Here is a 14,045-nt window from a genome sequence, read left to right as displayed (position 1 = left end):
ACAGCGACTGTACGCATGTATTAAACGGTTGTCTAGAACGATCGTATAAATCAGCCGTATAGGACGACTGTATGGATCGGCGGTAGGCTGCCCGCCATGGGACACCGTGAGGATCTGCTCGAGGGCGCCAAGCGCTGCCTGCTCCAGAAGGGCTTCCTGCGCACGACGGCGCGCGACATCGTCAAGGAGTCGGGGACCAACCTGGCCTCGATCGGCTACCACTACGGCTCGAAGGACGCGCTGCTCGTGCAGGCGTACGTCGAGCTGATCGAGGGCGTCGGCGAGACCTTCGACCCCGGACGGAGCGCCGACGCGGGGGCCGCGGCGCCGCCCGGGTCGCTGGAGCGGTTCCAGGAGGTGTGGGCGGCCATCATCCGGGCCGTGCCCGAGTCGCGGGCGATCTGGCTGCTCAGCTTCGAGCTGCTCTTCCAGGGCGACCGGCTGCCCGAGGTGCGCAAGCTGCTGGCCGAGGCCCAGGTGGAGGGCCGCAGAGGCATCCTGGCGATGTTCAACGGCGTCCCCGAGAGCGAGCTGGGCGAGGAGTCGGTCGACACCGAGGGCCGCTTCTACCAGACCCTGCTGAACGGCCTGATGGTCCAGTGGCTCTTCGACCCGGACTCGGCCACCACCGCCGGACAGCTCACGGAGGGTCTGCGCCGGGTGATGAGCGCAGCGGCGCCGCAGGGGTGACCGCGTCTTCCCCGGCCGCTACAGCCGGGCCGCCTTCAGCGCCATGTGCAGCAGCAGCCGGTCCTCGCCGTCGTCCAGGTCCAGGCCCGTGAGCTGCTCGACCCGGGACAGGCGGTAGTAGAGCGTCTGCCGGTGGATGCCCAGCGCCGCCGCCGTGCGTCCCGCCTGGCCCGCGCAGTCGAGGAACACCTCCGCGGTGCGGGCCAGTTCGCGGTGGGCGGCGGTGAGCAGCGGCGCCATCACCGGGTCCGCGGCGGCCGCCGGCGGCAGCGAGGTCAGCAGCCGGTACGGCCCGATGCCGGACCACTCGGCGACGGGACCCAGACGCGCGTCGGCCAGAGCGGCGCGCGCCGCCGCCGACGCCTCCTGCCACGCCAGGCCCAGCTCGCCGATCCCGGTCCGGGCCGCGGCGATCCCCGCGACGGCGTCGGCGACGGCGGACCCCACGGCCCCGATTCCCGCCCCCGCCCGCTCCCGCAGCCTCGTGGCCACCGACACCGCCGGCGTGACCGTCTGCGTCGAGCGCAGCCGCACCAGTACCGCCAGACAGTGCTCCGTCGCTCCCCACGGCACCGTGCACAGCGCGGTCGCCCCGGGCAGGGTGCGCACCGAGGGCGCCTCGGCCGGGTCGGCCGACGGCCAGGGGGCCACGCACACCACCGTGTGCGGCCCGTCCGCCCGCACCCCCAGTGCCGTGCGCAACTCCGCCACCGCCGCGTCCCGCTGCCAGCCCGGCTCCGCCGCCAGCACCGCCCGCAGCTCCCGGGTCAGGTCGGCGCCGTGCTGCGCCTCGTCCGCGAGCAGCGCGCCGATGCGGGCCGTCACCTCCATGGCGGCGCCCAGCTGGGCGTCGCTCGGCCCGGGTTCGCCGTCCAGCAGCCAGACGTAGCCGAGCACGACACCGCGGTGGCGTACCGGCAGGCAGATCCGGCCGCGGTAGACCCCGGCGTCCGGGGTCGGCGGGATACGGACCGGGCCGGTGGCCCGAGTGATGCCGAAGCCCTCGAACCAGGCGCGGACGGCGGCTGTGGAGCGTCGGGTGAGGATCGAGCGGGTGCGCACCGGGTCCAGGACCGTCGGGTCGAGGTCGCCCTCGTCGTCGTAGGCACCGAAGGCGATCAGTTCGAAGTCGCGGTTCTCCAGGGTCGCCGGAGCGCCGAGCAGCTCCGAGATCTCGTCCACGAGCTCCTGGTAGTCACCCCTGTGTTCCGCCGTCACCCGGGCATTCTCCCGCATCTCGCCCCGGCCTTCATACATCTGTCTGAGATCCCGGGCACGGATGCGTGACAGCTGTCGATGGCAGACGATCGGAGCAATCCTTAGGTTTCACGGTGGTTCTCCGTGCCGTACCCGGATCGTGGGTTTTCGGCCTGGTTTTGTTCGTAGTGGAGGTGCCCCGTGCTGGGTCCCGTGATTCTCGCCGCGTCGCGCAGCGACCGGATGCGACGCCTGATCTCGGCGGCCCCGGTGACCAAGCAGGTCGTCGACCGCTTCATCCCCGGGGAGACCGTCGACGACATCGTCCCGATCATCGAGGACCTCACGGCCAAGGGCCTGGAGCTGACGATGGACGTCGTCGGCGAGGACATCACCACCCCCGAGCAGGCCGCCCACGCCCGGGACGCCTACCTGGCGCTGATCGGCCACCTGAAGGACCTCGGGCTCGGCGAGCGCGTCGAGATGTCCGTGAAGCTCTCCATGTTCGGCCAGGCGCTGTCCGGCGGCCACGAACTGGCGCTCGCCAACGTCCGCCCGGTCGTCGAGGCCGCCGCCGCGATCGGTACGACCGTGACGCTCGACGCCGAGGACCACACCACCCTCGACTCGATGTTCGCCATCCACGAGGAGCTGCGGAAGGACTTCCCGCAGACCGGCTGCGTCATCCAGGCCTACCTCTTCCGCACCGAGGCCGACGCCCGCCGGCTCGCCGCCGCGGGCAGCCGGGTCCGCCTGGTCAAGGGCGCCTACAAGGAGCCCGCCTCCGTCGCGTACCAGGACAAGCACGAGATCGACAAGGCGTACGTGCGCATCCTGCGGACCCTGATGGAGGGCGAGGGCTACCCGATGGTCGGGTCCCACGACCCGCGCCTGATCGCCATCGCCCAGGAACTCGCCCACCGCGCCGGGCGCAAGCTCGACGAGTACGAGTTCCAGATGCTGTACGGCATCCGCGGCGAGGAGCACCTGCGGCTGGCCGCCGAGGGCCACCGCATGCGCGTCTACACCGCCTACGGCACCGACTGGTACGGCTACTTCATGCGGCGCCTCGCGGAGAAGCCGGCCAACCTGCAGTTCTTCCTGCGCTCGATGGTCAGCAAGGGCTGAGCCCGCACCCCCACCCGCTCAGTTAAGGAGTTACGGAACCCATGGACGCTGTGACCCAGGTCCCCACCCCCGTCAACGAGCCGGTGCACGGCTACGCCCCCGGCTCGCCCGAGCGTGCCCGGCTGGAGGCCAAGCTCAAGGAGCTGGCCGAGAACCCGATCGACCTGCCCTGCACCATCGACGGTGAGCGGCGGATGGGCGGCGGCGAGCCGTTCCAGGTCGTGCAGCCGCACAACCACAAGGCCGTGCTGGGCACCTTCCGCCACGCCACGAAGGCGGACGCGCAGGACGCCATCGACGCGGCCCTCGCGGCCGCCCCCGCCTGGCGCGCGCTGTCCTTCGACGACCGCGCGGCGATCTTCCTGCGCGCCGCCGAGCTGCTGTCCGGCCCGTGGCGCGAGACGCTGGCCGCGTCCACCATGCTCGGCCAGTCCAAGAGCGCCCAGCAGGCCGAGATCGACACCCCGTGCGAGCTGGTCGACTTCTGGCGCTTCAACGTCCACTACGCCCGGCAGATCCTGGCCGAGCAGCCCCCGGCCAACTCCCCGGGTGTGTGGAACCGTCTGGACCACCGCCCGCTCGAGGGCTTCGTCTACGCGATCACGCCGTTCAACTTCACGGCCATCGCGGGCAACCTGCCCACCGCGCCCGCCCTCATGGGCAACGTGGTGGTGTGGAAGCCGTCCCCGACGCAGACCCACGCCGCCGTGCTGCTGATGCGGCTGCTGGAGGAGGCGGGCCTGCCCAAGGGCGTCATCAACCTGCTCACCGGTGACGGCATCGAGGTCTCCGAGGTCGCGCTGAACCACCGCGACCTGGCCGGCATCCACTTCACCGGCTCGACCAAGACCTTCCAGTACCTGTGGAAGACGGTCGGCGCCAACATCGAGAAGTACCGTTCCTACCCGCGGCTGGTCGGCGAGACCGGCGGCAAGGACTTCGTCGTCGCCCACCCGTCGGCCGACCGCGCGGTGCTGAAGACCGCCCTGACCCGTGGTGCCTTCGAGTACCAGGGCCAGAAGTGCTCGGCGACCTCCCGGGCCTACATCCCGGCGTCGATCTGGAACGACGGCTTCAAGGAGCAGTTCGCGGCCGAGGTCGACGGCATCGCCATGGGTGACGTCACCGACCTGTCGCACTTCATCGGCGCGGTCATCGACGAGCGCTCCTTCGCCAAGAACAAGGCCGCGATCGACCGCGCCGCGGCCGACCCCTCCTGCACGATCGTCGCGGGCGGCTCCTACGACGACTCGGTCGGGTACTTCGTCCGGCCGACCGTCATCGAGTGCAGCGACCCGGAGAACGAGGTCTTCACGACCGAGTACTTCGGTCCGATCCTCGCGGTGCACGTCTACGAGGACGACAAGTACGACGAGATGCTCGAGCAGATGGAGTCCGTCTCCGACTACGCGCTGACCGGGTCGGTGATCGCGAACGACCGCGCCGCCGCCGCGTACACCGCGAACAAGCTGCGGTACGCCGCCGGCAACTTCTACATCAACGACAAGTCGACCGGTGCCGTGGTCGGCCAGCAGCCCTTCGGCGGCGGGCGGGCCTCCGGCACCGACGACAAGGCCGGTGCGCCGCAGAACCTCCAGCGCTGGACGCTGACGCGGGCCATCAAGGAGACCCTGGTGCCGCCGACCGAGTACGGCTACCCGCACATGGGCTGACGGCCCCTCGGGGTACGCGAACGGGCCGGGTCCTCCGCACGGGGGCCCGGCCCGTTCGCGTACCGCGCTCCGGCTACTCGGCGATCTCGGTGCGCTCCCACCACTCGTACACCGGGAGCCGGCCCTGCTCCGTCTCCTGGTGGCGCGGAGTGGACCGGAAGTGCTCGTACCCGCCCCGGTGCGGGACCTTCAGCTCCGTACCCGGCGGAGTGATCGGGACGATCCGCTCCGGCAGGTCGTCGGGGCCGCCTTCCAGAACTGCCTTGGCCGTGTTGGTCATGTCGACACGGTTCCCGGGGCGGTGCGGGGCGTCCCGGGCGCCGGCGAGGATCAGCCGTCCGGGCGAGCGGGCGCCCGGGGCCGCGTGCCCGAAGGCGCAGGTCAGGGCAGTGTGACGCAATCCGCCGTCTCAGATAGTAGGAAGTCCGAGTAATTGTGGAGACAGATGCGCGGTCCTGTCCTAGCTTTGTAGGAGCCGAACGTCTCGCTAGACCAAGCGATGGGCGGACGTGAGCCGGGCCCGATGCAGGCAACCCCTGCGGCACCGCTGCTCCCCGCCACCTCCGGCGTCTCGTTACCCCTCTGTATCGCCCGAAGGAGTCGATCCCTCATGGCCGAGACGACCGTCCGCCGCCGCGTCCGCCACTCCTCCCGCACCAGCGAGGCCGACCGCAAGAACGCCGCCGCAGCCCTCCAGCGCGCTCTCGACCGCCGTGACAACGGCGGCGCCACCGGCCACTGAAAGACCCGCAGGCACGCCCGCTCCTTGTCCGGATGGCGGACGGTTCGTGTCATCCCATGGGACGAGGAGTAGGGTGCCCGCATGTCTCGCAGCATCGATCTCGCAGTGATCCCCGGTGACGGCATCGGGCAGGAAGTCGTGGCCGAAGGCCTCAAGGTCCTCTCCGCCGTCCTCCCGCAGGATGTGAAGCTGGAGACCAAGGAGTACGACTTCGGCGCCCGGCGCTACCACTCCACCGGTGAGACCCTCACCGATGACGACCTGGCGCAGCTCAAGGGCCACGACGCCATCCTGCTGGGTGCGATCGGCGACCCGAGCGTCCCGTCCGGTGTGCTGGAGCGCGGGTTCCTGCTGAAGCTGCGGTTCGCCTTCGATCACCACGTCAACCTGCGTCCCTCCAAGCTGCTGCCGGGTGTCTCCACCCCGCTCGCCGGTGAGCCGCAGATCGACTTCGTCGTCGTCCGTGAGGGCACCGAGGGGCCGTACACCGGCAACGGCGGCACGATCCGCAAGGGCACCGAGCACGAGGTCGCCACCGAGGTGTCGGTGAACACGGCCTTCGGTGTCGAGCGGGTCGTGCGGGACGCCTTCGCGCGTGCCCAGGCGCGGCCGCGCAAGAAGCTGACGCTGGTGCACAAGAACAACGTGCTGACCTTCGCCGGTCACCTGTGGACGAACATCTTCAACAAGGTGGCCGAGGAGTACCCCGAGGTCACCACCGAGTACATCCACGTCGACGCGGCCACCATCTACCTGGTGACCCAGCCCGAGCGGTTCGACGTCATCGTCACCGACAACCTCTTCGGCGACATCATCACCGACCTCGCCGCGGCCGTCTCCGGCGGCATCGGCGTCGCGGCCTCGGGCAACATCAACCCGAGCCGCGAGTTCCCGTCCATGTTCGAGCCGGTCCACGGCTCGGCCCCGGACATCGCCGGCCAGGGCAAGGCCGACCCCAGCGCCACGGTCCTGTCCGTCGCCCTGCTGCTGCGCCACCTCGGCCACGACGCCGAGGCCGCCCGGATCGAGGACGCGGTCGCCGCCGACCTCGCCGAGCGCGTGGGCAAGCCGGCCCGCTCCACGTCCGAGATCGGCGACGCGCTCGCCGTACGCGTAGCCGGCTGACCCGGTGCGCTCCTGAAGAACCACTTCGAAGCCGCCGGGTCGCCTTGACGCACCCGGCGGCTTTCGCTGTGCGGCGCCGGGTGGAACCATCGACCCCCTGGGTCCGCCCCACCCGGATTCCTTCGGTCGCCGTCCCCGCGCGATAATCGAACGCGGAGCCGCGATATGAGGGGAAGCTCGGACGTCCTAGCACTGGCCGGAAAAGGCCCTTGCGGGGCCTTGAGGAGCGCGGCCCGTCACGACAACCGGTGAAGGACAAACCACTGATGACGACGCCCACGATCGAGCTCAAGCCCTCCGCCCACCCGCTGCCCGCCGCGGAGCGCGAGGCGATTCTCGCCAGCCCCGGGTTCGGCCGCCACTTCACCGATCACATGGTGACGATCAAGTGGACGGAGGGCCGCGGCTGGCACGACGCGCAGCTCGTCCCGTACGGCCCCATCTCCCTCGACCCCTCCTGCCACGTGCTCCACTACGGGCAGGAGATCTTCGAGGGGCTCAAGGCGTACCGCCAGCCCGACGGCTCGGTCGCGGTCTTCCGTCCGGAGGCCAACGCGCGCCGCTTCCGCAACTCCGCCCGCCGGATGGCGATGGCCGAGCTGCCCGAGGAGCTGTTCATCGCCGCCCTGGACGCGCTGCTCTCCCAGGACGCCGACTGGGTGCCGCCGCACGGCGGTGAGGAGTCGCTGTACCTGCGGCCGTTCATGTTCGCCTCGGAGACCGGCCTCGGCGTGCACCCGGCCAACGAGTACCTGTTCATGCTGATCGCCTCCCCGTCCGGCGCCTACTTCGCGGGCGGCGTCAAGCCGGTCACCATCTGGGTCTCCGAGGACCACGTCCGCGCCGTCCCGGGCGGCACCGGCGACGCCAAGACCGGCGGCAACTACGCCGCCTCCCTGCTGCCCCAGGCCGAGGCCGCCGCCAACGGCTGCGACCAGGTCGTCTACCTCGACGCGGTGACCCGCACCAAGGTCGAGGAGTCCGGCAGCATGAACGTCGCCTTCGTCTACGGCGACCGGATCGTCACCCCCGCCCTGACCGGTTCCATCCTGGAGGGCATCACCCGCGACTCCCTGCTCCAGGTGGCCCGCGACCTCGGCTACACCGCCGAGGAGGGCGTGGTCACGCTCCAGCAGTGGCGTGAGGACGCCGCGTCCGGCGCGCTGACCGAGGTCTTCGCCTGCGGCACCGCCGCCGTCGTCACCCCGATCGGCCACGTCAAGACCAAGTCGGACGCCTGGAGCCACGGCGACGGCGCGCCCGGCCCGGTCACCCTCCGGCTGCGCGAGGCCCTGCTCGGCCTCCAGCGCGGCATCACGGAGGACAAGCACGGCTGGATGCACAAGCTCGGCTGATCCGGTGCACGAACACCAGGGCCGCCCCGGACATCTCGTCCGGGGCGGCCCTGGTCTTTCGAGGCCCGGGCCGGCCGTCCGTCCTCGGCCGGCCCGGGGGTCTGGTGGGTCTGGCGGGTCTGTGGGTCCGGGGGGTCAGTGGCCGGCGGTCACCTTCTCGGCCGGTGCCGCGGGGACGGCCGGGAGGGCCGGCACGCCCGCGCCCCGGGCCGTCAGCGCCAGGTACACGACGCCGCCCGCCAGGCCCGACAGCAGGAAGCTGCAGTCCACACCGCCGGTGAACCGCAGCAGCGGGCCCTGGTACTCCGGCAGCGACACCGCGAGCAGGCCGACGAACGCGCCGACCGCCCAGGAGAGGGCGGCCTGGACGTTCCAGCCGGCCCGGTACCAGTAGACGCCGCCGTGCGAGCGGCGGTTGAAGACCTGCAGCGCGTCCGCGTCGTAGCGGCCGCGGCAGCGGGCGAAGCCGATCAGGGTGATCACGGCCCACGGCGTGCCGAGCGCGGTGAGCAGCAGCACGAACGACGTCATCGCCGCCTGCGCGTCCCACAGGAAGTGGCCGACGAAGACGCAGGCCGTGGCGACGATCGCGACGGTGGCGGTGGCGCGGGCGCGGGAGGCGCGCGGCAGGATCGCGTCCAGGTCGAGGCCCATCGAGTACAGCATCAGACCGGCGTTGCCGACCGAGCCGGCGGAGGCGGCCAGCAGCAGCGGGATCAGGTACCAGGTGGGGGAGGCGTTCACCAGCGGGCCCGCGTAGTCGAGCGCGGCCCGGGCGCCGTAGGCGGTGAAGGTGCCGAAGAGCTGCGGCACCAGCAGGCCGAGGATCAGGCCGAGCCAGGTGGCGTGCAGGATGCGGCGCGGGGTGTGGCGGGCGGGGGAGATGTAGCGGGTGTAGTCGCCGAGCAGGGTGATGAAGGCGATCGGCCCGGACAGGCCCGCGGCCACCGCCGACAGCAGCCAGGTCGGCCAGTAGCCGCCCAGCAGATAGCCGCCGGCCTGGGGGAGCGCGGCGGTGGAGAAGTGCGGGGCGTAGGCGAAGACGCCCAGCGCCAGCAGGGCCGTCATGCCGATGGCCAGCACGCGGGACATGGTCAGCAGCACCTTGTAGCCGTACACGGCGCCCGCCACGGTCGCCCCGGCCAGCAGCGCGTAGATCACGCCGTAGGAGATCCCGTCGGCCGGGAGTCCGAAGAGGCGGCCGAGCACGCTGACCGAGACGTCGCCGCCGACCCAGACCGTCAGGGCCGTGTAGCCGAGGGCGAGCAGCAGGCCGACGATCGAGCCGATCAGCCGGCCGCGCACGCCGAACTGGGCGCCGGAGGACGTGGACAGGTTGGTCGCGGTGCGCAGCGAGATCAGCGCCAGCGGCGCCGTCAGCGCCGTACCGACGACCGTGCCCGCGAGGATCGAGGTGATCGAGGACCAGAAGTCCAGGCCGAAGGAGGCCGGCAGCCAGCCGAAGACGATGACGCCCAGGCAGAGGTTGGAGCCGAGGAGGATCGAGACGAGGTCGCGGGGTCCGCTGGTGCGTTCCTCGTCGGGGATCGTGTCGACTCCGCGCTGTTCGATGGGCATGGTGTGGGTCTCCTTCGACGGCCACCTACGACTTAGAGCGACGTTCAATGTGACGTGCGCAAAGGTGGCCCGTCAATATTTTCGTTGCGTGAATCTGGTGTTTAGAGTGGTGCTCTAAAGCCAGGAAGGCAAGGAGGTGCCGCGAGGTGAGACTGACTCCCACGGAACGTGACCGGCTGCTGCTCTTCGGAGCGGCCGAGCTGGCCCGTGCCCGCCGGGCCCGCGGGCTCAGGCTGAACGTCCCGGAGGCGACCGCGCTGATCGCGGACACCGTCTGCGAGGCCGCACGCGACGGCAAGCGGCTCGCCGAGGCCATCGAGGCGGCCCGCTCGGTGCTCGGCCCGGACGACGTCCTGCCGGGCGTCGCCGACGTCGTCACCGAGGTCATGGTCGAGGCCGTCTTCGACGACGGCTCGCGGCTCGCGGTCGTCTCCGACCCCATCGGTGGCGGCCTGGGGGAGGAGGCCCCGGGCGCGCTGCTCCCGGGCCCGATGCACTCCGACCCCGAACCGGTGGTCCGGCTGACGGTCACCAACACCGCGACCGTGCCGGTGTCGGTCACCTCGCACTTCCACTTCTTCGAGGCCAACCCCCGCCTGGACTTCGCACGCGAGCGGTCCTACGGCATGCGGCTCGCCGTCCCCGCCGGATCCTCGGTGCGCTTCGGACCGGGCGAGACGCACGAGGTCGGCCTGGTGCCGATCGGCGGCGAGCGGATCGCGATCGGCTTCGCCGGTCTGGTCGACGGACCGCTGGACGCCCCGGGCGCGAAGGACGAGGCCCTGCGCCGGGCCGCGGCCTGCGGCTACCTCGGCGTGGCCGGCACCGGCGTATCGGACACCGGTGTAGCCGGCACCGGCGGATCGGACACCGGCGTATCGGACACCACGGAGAAGGAGGCCGAGCGATGAGCCGCCCCGGAGGCCACCCGGCCGAAGCCCGCCACCTCACGCCCTACGAGTACGCGGCCACCCACGGCCCCCGCGCCGGTGACCGCGTCCGCCTCGGCGACAGCGGGCTGACCATCAAGATCGAGTCCGACGCGCAGAAGTACGGCGACGAGTTCCTCGCCGGCTTCGGCAAGACCGCCCGCGACGGACTGCACCTGAAGGCCGCCGCCGTCCGCGAGACCTGCGACGTCGTGATCAGCAACGTCGTCGTGATCGACGCCGTGCAGGGCATCCGCAAGGTGTCCATCGGCATCCGCGAGGGCCGGATCTGCGGCATCGGCCGGGCCGGCAACCCCGACACCCTCGACGGCGTCGACGTCGTCGTCGGCACGGGCACGTCGATCGTGTCCGGCGAGGGCCTGATCGCCACGGCCGGCGCCGTCGACACCCACGTCCACCTGCTGTCGCCGCGCATCATGGAGGCATCGCTCGCCTCCGGCGTGACCACGATCATCGGGCAGGAGTTCGGCCCCGTCTGGGGCGTCGGCGTCAACTCGCCCTGGGCGCTGCGCCACGCCTTCAACGCCTTCGACGCCTGGCCGGTCAACATCGGCTTCCTCGGCCGGGGTTCGTCCTCGCACGACGCGCCCCTGATCGAGGCGCTGGCCGAGGGCGGCGCCTCCGGTTTCAAGGTGCACGAGGACATGGGCGCCCACACCCGTGCCCTGGACACCGCGCTGCGGGTCGCCGAGGAGCACGACGTGCAGGTCGCCCTGCACAGCGACGGCCTCAACGAGTGCCTGTCGGTGGAGGACACCCTGAAGGTGCTGGAGGGCCGCACCATCCACGCCTTCCACATCGAGGGCTGCGGCGGCGGACACGTCCCCAACGTGCTGAAGATGGCCGGGGTGCCGAACGTCATCGGCTCGTCCACCAACCCCACGCTGCCCTTCGGCCGGGACGCGGTCGCCGAGCACTACGGCATGATCGTCTCCGTCCACGACCTCAAGCCCGACCTGCCCGGCGACGCCGCCATGGCCCGTGACCGCATCCGCGCCGGCACCATGGGCGCCGAGGACGTGCTGCACGACCTGGGCGCGATCGGCATCACCTCCTCCGACGCCCAGGGCATGGGCCGGGCCGGGGAGACCGTGCGCCGCACCTTCGCCATGGCCGGCAAGATGAAGGCCGAGCTGGGCGGTCCGGACACCGACCACGACAACGAGCGCGTCCTGCGCTACATGGCCAAGCTGACCATCAACCCGGCCATCGCGCACGGCCTCGCCCACGAGGTCGGCTCGCTGGAGACCGGCAAGCTCGCCGACATCGTGCTGTGGCGGCCGGAGTACTTCGGCGCCAAGCCGCAGCTCGTGCTGAAGTCCGGCTTCCCCGCCTACGGCGTCGTCGGCGACCCCAACGCGGCCACCGACACCTGTGAACCCCTCGTGCTGGGGCCGCAGTTCGGCGCGTTCGGGGCGACCGCGGCCGACATCTCCGTCGCGTTCGTCGCCCAGGCCGCCGTCGACCAGGGCAACGACACGATGCCCACCCGGCGCCGCCGGGTCGCCGTGCGCGGCACCCGCGGCATCGGCCCGGCCGACCTGCGGCTCAACTCCCGTACCGGACAGGTCGACGTGGACCAGCGCACCGGCCTGGTCACCCTCGACGGCGAGCCGCTCAGCTCGCAGCCGGCCGACTCCGTCTCCCTCAACCGCCTCTACTTCCTCTAAGGACGCCCTGGATGAGCACCCCCGCTGCCGACGGCTTCTCGATGCCCGCCGAGTGGACCCCGCACGAGCGGACCTGGATGGCCTGGCCGAGCCCCAACCCCACCTTCGACGACCCCGAGGACCTCGCCGCGTCCAGGATCGCCTGGGCCTCCGTCGCCCGCGCGATCCGCCGCTTCGAGCCGGTCACCGTGGTCTGCGGCCCCGGCCAGTCCGCCGAGGCCGCCACCCTGCTCGGCGAGGGCATCGAGGTCGTCGAGCGTGAACTCGACGACGCCTGGATGCGCGACATCGGCCCGACCTTCCTCACCAACGGCCGGGGCGAACTCGCCGCCGTGGACTGGACGTTCAACGGCTGGGGTGCCCAGGACTGGGCCCGCTGGGAGCACGACTCCAAGATCGGCGCCCACGTCTCCGACCTCGCCGGCGCGAAGACGTACGCCTCGCGGCTGGTCAACGAGGGCGGTGCGATCCACGTCGACGGCGAGGGCACCGTGCTGCTCACCGAGACCGTGCAGCTCGGCCCGGAGCGCAACCCGCACTGGACCAAGGAGCAGGTCGAGGCGGAGATCCACGCCCACCTCGGCACCACCAAGGCGATCTGGCTGCCGCGCGGCCTGACCGGCGACTACCCGCCCTACGGCTTCGGCACCCTCGGCCACGTCGACATCGTCGCCGCCTTCGCCCGCCCCGGCGTCGTCGTCGCCCACCACCAGCCCGACCCCGCCCACCCGGACTTCGAGGTCACCAAGGAGGTCATCTCCCTCCTGCGCTCCCAGACCGACGCCCGGGGCCGCGCCCTGGAGGTGGTCGAGGTGCCCGCCCCGACCGTGCTGGAGGCCGACGGCCACTGGGCCGACTACTCCTACATCAACCACTACCTGTGCAACGGCGGCGTCGTGCTGTGCGGCTTCGACGACCCGCGTGACGAGATCGCGGCCGGCATCTTCCGCAAGCTCTTCCCCGAGCGGACGGTGACCCTGGTGGACGCGCGTACGATCTTCGCGGGTGGGGGCGGCATCCACTGCATCACCCAGCAGCAGCCGAAGGTCTGATCCACGGCACCGTTCCGCGACACAGGAGGAGCAGCAGATGGCCGGTGCGGCCCGTGCGCGCAGAAACGCGCCGCCGCGCGAGGAGGTCCTCGCCTCCGCCATGGACATGATCGCCGAGCGCGGTCTGGAGAAGCTCACCATGGCGGGGCTGGGCCGCGAGGTCGGCATGAGCAGCGGCCATCTGCTGTACTACTTCCGCTCCAAGGACGAACTGCTGCTGCGGACCCTGGAGTGGAGCGAGGGCCGGCTGGGCGCCGAGCGGGCCCGCCTGCTGTCGAGCGGCGGCACCGCCCGCGAACGACTGGCGGCCTACGTCGACCTGTACGTCCCCGACGGTCACCGCGACCCGCACTGGACGCTGTGGCTGGAGGTGTGGAACCGCTCGCAGAACGCGGACGACGAGGCCCGGGGCCGGCAGGCGGCCATCGAGGGCGCCTGGCACCGCGACCTGGTCGCCCTGATCGCCGAGGGCGTCTCGCACGGAGAGTTCCGTGCCGTGGACCCCGACCGCTTCGCCTCCCGGCTGCGGGCCCTGCTGGACGGCTTCTCCATCCATGTGGCGATCGGCCTGCGCGGCACCGACCGGGCGCAGACCCTCGCCCATGTGCGGGAGTTCATCGACGACGCGCTGCTCGCGCAGCGCTGATCCGGGTACCGGGCGCAGCCGGTCGCGCGAGAGGCGACCGGTGCCGCGCTCGCATCCTGAGACGGGCGGTGAGCACGCGGGCGGATTGTGCCAGACTGCCCCCGTGCTCTCGTTCGCCACGATTATTGGCAGCAGGCGCGCCGGTCCGCAGTGACCGCCACGTACGACCAGGTACGGGCGGCCACCGTCGTCCTCGACCCGCGCGCAGACCTCTCGCACCCGCGAGAGGTTTTTCTGTT

Annotated in this window: 13 protein-coding genes; 10 read left to right on the top strand and 3 right to left on the bottom strand. The window is 71.5% G+C overall.

Translation table 11 applies throughout. The features are described from left to right. Positions 1-96 precede the first annotated feature (96 nt). The gene (locus AB0E88_RS11785; RefSeq protein ID WP_361627814.1) at positions 97-690 is read left to right on the top strand and encodes a TetR/AcrR family transcriptional regulator; all 594 of its coding nucleotides are present in this window, start codon (positions 97-99) and stop codon (positions 688-690) included. 18 nt (positions 691-708) lie between these two features. On the opposite strand, the gene AB0E88_RS11780 is transcribed toward AB0E88_RS11785, so the two are convergent. Further along, a complete protein-coding gene (locus AB0E88_RS11780) occupies positions 709-1,926 on the bottom strand; it encodes a helix-turn-helix domain-containing protein (protein ID WP_361627811.1) in 1,218 nt (405 codons plus the stop codon). Positions 1,927-2,088: 162 nt separating this feature from the next. Between AB0E88_RS11780 and AB0E88_RS11775 the strand changes: the two genes are divergently transcribed. Further along, positions 2,089-3,015, top strand: coding sequence for a proline dehydrogenase family protein (locus tag AB0E88_RS11775; RefSeq protein WP_361627808.1), 927 nt, complete (start codon positions 2,089-2,091; stop codon positions 3,013-3,015). 41 nt (positions 3,016-3,056) lie between these two features. Beyond that, positions 3,057-4,688, top strand: coding sequence for an L-glutamate gamma-semialdehyde dehydrogenase (pruA, locus tag AB0E88_RS11770; protein WP_361627805.1), 1,632 nt, complete (start codon positions 3,057-3,059; stop codon positions 4,686-4,688). Between the two features lie 73 nt (positions 4,689-4,761). Here the strand turns inward: pruA and AB0E88_RS11765 are convergent, their stop codons facing one another. After that, entirely contained in the window at positions 4,762-4,968 is a 207-nt protein-coding gene (locus tag AB0E88_RS11765) for a DUF5988 family protein (protein ID WP_361628027.1), read from the bottom strand. A 330-nt stretch (positions 4,969-5,298) separates the two neighbouring features. Between AB0E88_RS11765 and AB0E88_RS11760 the strand changes: the two genes are divergently transcribed. The 3 genes from AB0E88_RS11760 to AB0E88_RS11750 all read left to right on the top strand — a co-directional run bounded on the left by AB0E88_RS11760 (position 5,299) and on the right by AB0E88_RS11750 (position 7,910). Beyond that, on the top strand, positions 5,299-5,430 hold the full coding sequence (locus tag AB0E88_RS11760) for a hypothetical protein (RefSeq protein ID WP_361627802.1): 132 nt from the start codon (positions 5,299-5,301) through the stop codon (positions 5,428-5,430). Between the two features lie 81 nt (positions 5,431-5,511). Next, positions 5,512-6,555: a 3-isopropylmalate dehydrogenase gene (locus AB0E88_RS11755; protein WP_361627799.1), complete on the top strand. Its 1,044-nt coding sequence runs from the start codon at positions 5,512-5,514 to the stop codon at positions 6,553-6,555. A gap of 266 nt (positions 6,556-6,821) precedes the next feature. Further along, a complete protein-coding gene (locus AB0E88_RS11750; RefSeq protein ID WP_361627796.1) occupies positions 6,822-7,910 on the top strand; it encodes a branched-chain amino acid aminotransferase in 1,089 nt (362 codons plus the stop codon). Between the two features lie 135 nt (positions 7,911-8,045). Here the strand turns inward: AB0E88_RS11750 and AB0E88_RS11745 are convergent, their stop codons facing one another. Then, the gene (locus tag AB0E88_RS11745) at positions 8,046-9,488 is read right to left on the bottom strand and encodes a cytosine permease (RefSeq protein WP_361627793.1); all 1,443 of its coding nucleotides are present in this window, start codon (positions 9,486-9,488) and stop codon (positions 8,046-8,048) included. Positions 9,489-9,634: 146 nt separating this feature from the next. Between AB0E88_RS11745 and ureA the strand changes: the two genes are divergently transcribed. The 4 genes from ureA to AB0E88_RS11725 are packed head-to-tail and all read left to right on the top strand — an operon-like array spanning position 9,635 to position 13,806. Continuing rightward, positions 9,635-10,399: an urease subunit gamma gene (gene ureA, locus AB0E88_RS11740; RefSeq protein WP_361627790.1), complete on the top strand. Its 765-nt coding sequence runs from the start codon at positions 9,635-9,637 to the stop codon at positions 10,397-10,399. After that, complete coding sequence (locus AB0E88_RS11735) at positions 10,396-12,108, top strand: urease subunit alpha (protein WP_361627787.1); 1,713 nt, start codon at positions 10,396-10,398, stop codon at positions 12,106-12,108. Before ureA ends, AB0E88_RS11735 begins: the two co-directional genes overlap by 4 nt. An 11-nt stretch (positions 12,109-12,119) precedes the next feature. After that, entirely contained in the window at positions 12,120-13,160 is a 1,041-nt protein-coding gene (locus AB0E88_RS11730; protein ID WP_361627784.1) for an agmatine deiminase family protein, read from the top strand. 37 nt (positions 13,161-13,197) lie between these two features. Further along, positions 13,198-13,806 (top strand): TetR/AcrR family transcriptional regulator, encoded by a 609-nt coding sequence (locus AB0E88_RS11725; RefSeq protein WP_361627781.1) that lies wholly within the window; start codon positions 13,198-13,200, stop codon positions 13,804-13,806. The last annotated feature ends 239 nt before the right edge of the window (positions 13,807-14,045 follow it).

It is taken from the genome of Streptomyces sp. NPDC028635 (genome assembly GCF_040637635.1).
Lineage (GTDB): Bacteria > Actinomycetota > Actinomycetes > Streptomycetales > Streptomycetaceae > Streptomyces.
This window is presented reverse-complemented; position numbering and strand designations above follow the sequence as displayed.

Excerpts from the sequence above, each read along its gene's own strand:
- AB0E88_RS11765 (WP_361628027.1), bottom strand. The coding sequence starts at position 4,968 with ATGACCAACACGGCCAAGGCAGTTCTGGAAGGCGGCCCCGACGACCTG.
- pruA (WP_361627805.1), top strand. The coding sequence starts at position 3,057 with ATGGACGCTGTGACCCAGGTCCCCACCCCCGTCAACGAGCCGGTGCAC.
- AB0E88_RS11785 (WP_361627814.1), top strand. The coding sequence starts at position 97 with ATGGGACACCGTGAGGATCTGCTCGAGGGCGCCAAGCGCTGCCTGCTC.
- AB0E88_RS11745 (WP_361627793.1), bottom strand. The coding sequence starts at position 9,488 with ATGCCCATCGAACAGCGCGGAGTCGACACGATCCCCGACGAGGAACGC.
- AB0E88_RS11735 (WP_361627787.1), top strand. The coding sequence starts at position 10,396 with ATGAGCCGCCCCGGAGGCCACCCGGCCGAAGCCCGCCACCTCACGCCC.
- AB0E88_RS11760 (WP_361627802.1), top strand. The coding sequence starts at position 5,299 with ATGGCCGAGACGACCGTCCGCCGCCGCGTCCGCCACTCCTCCCGCACC.
- AB0E88_RS11725 (WP_361627781.1), top strand. The coding sequence starts at position 13,198 with ATGGCCGGTGCGGCCCGTGCGCGCAGAAACGCGCCGCCGCGCGAGGAG.
- AB0E88_RS11750 (WP_361627796.1), top strand. The coding sequence starts at position 6,822 with ATGACGACGCCCACGATCGAGCTCAAGCCCTCCGCCCACCCGCTGCCC.
- AB0E88_RS11780 (WP_361627811.1), bottom strand. The coding sequence starts at position 1,926 with ATGCGGGAGAATGCCCGGGTGACGGCGGAACACAGGGGTGACTACCAG.
- AB0E88_RS11755 (WP_361627799.1), top strand. The coding sequence starts at position 5,512 with ATGTCTCGCAGCATCGATCTCGCAGTGATCCCCGGTGACGGCATCGGG.
- AB0E88_RS11730 (WP_361627784.1), top strand. The coding sequence starts at position 12,120 with ATGAGCACCCCCGCTGCCGACGGCTTCTCGATGCCCGCCGAGTGGACC.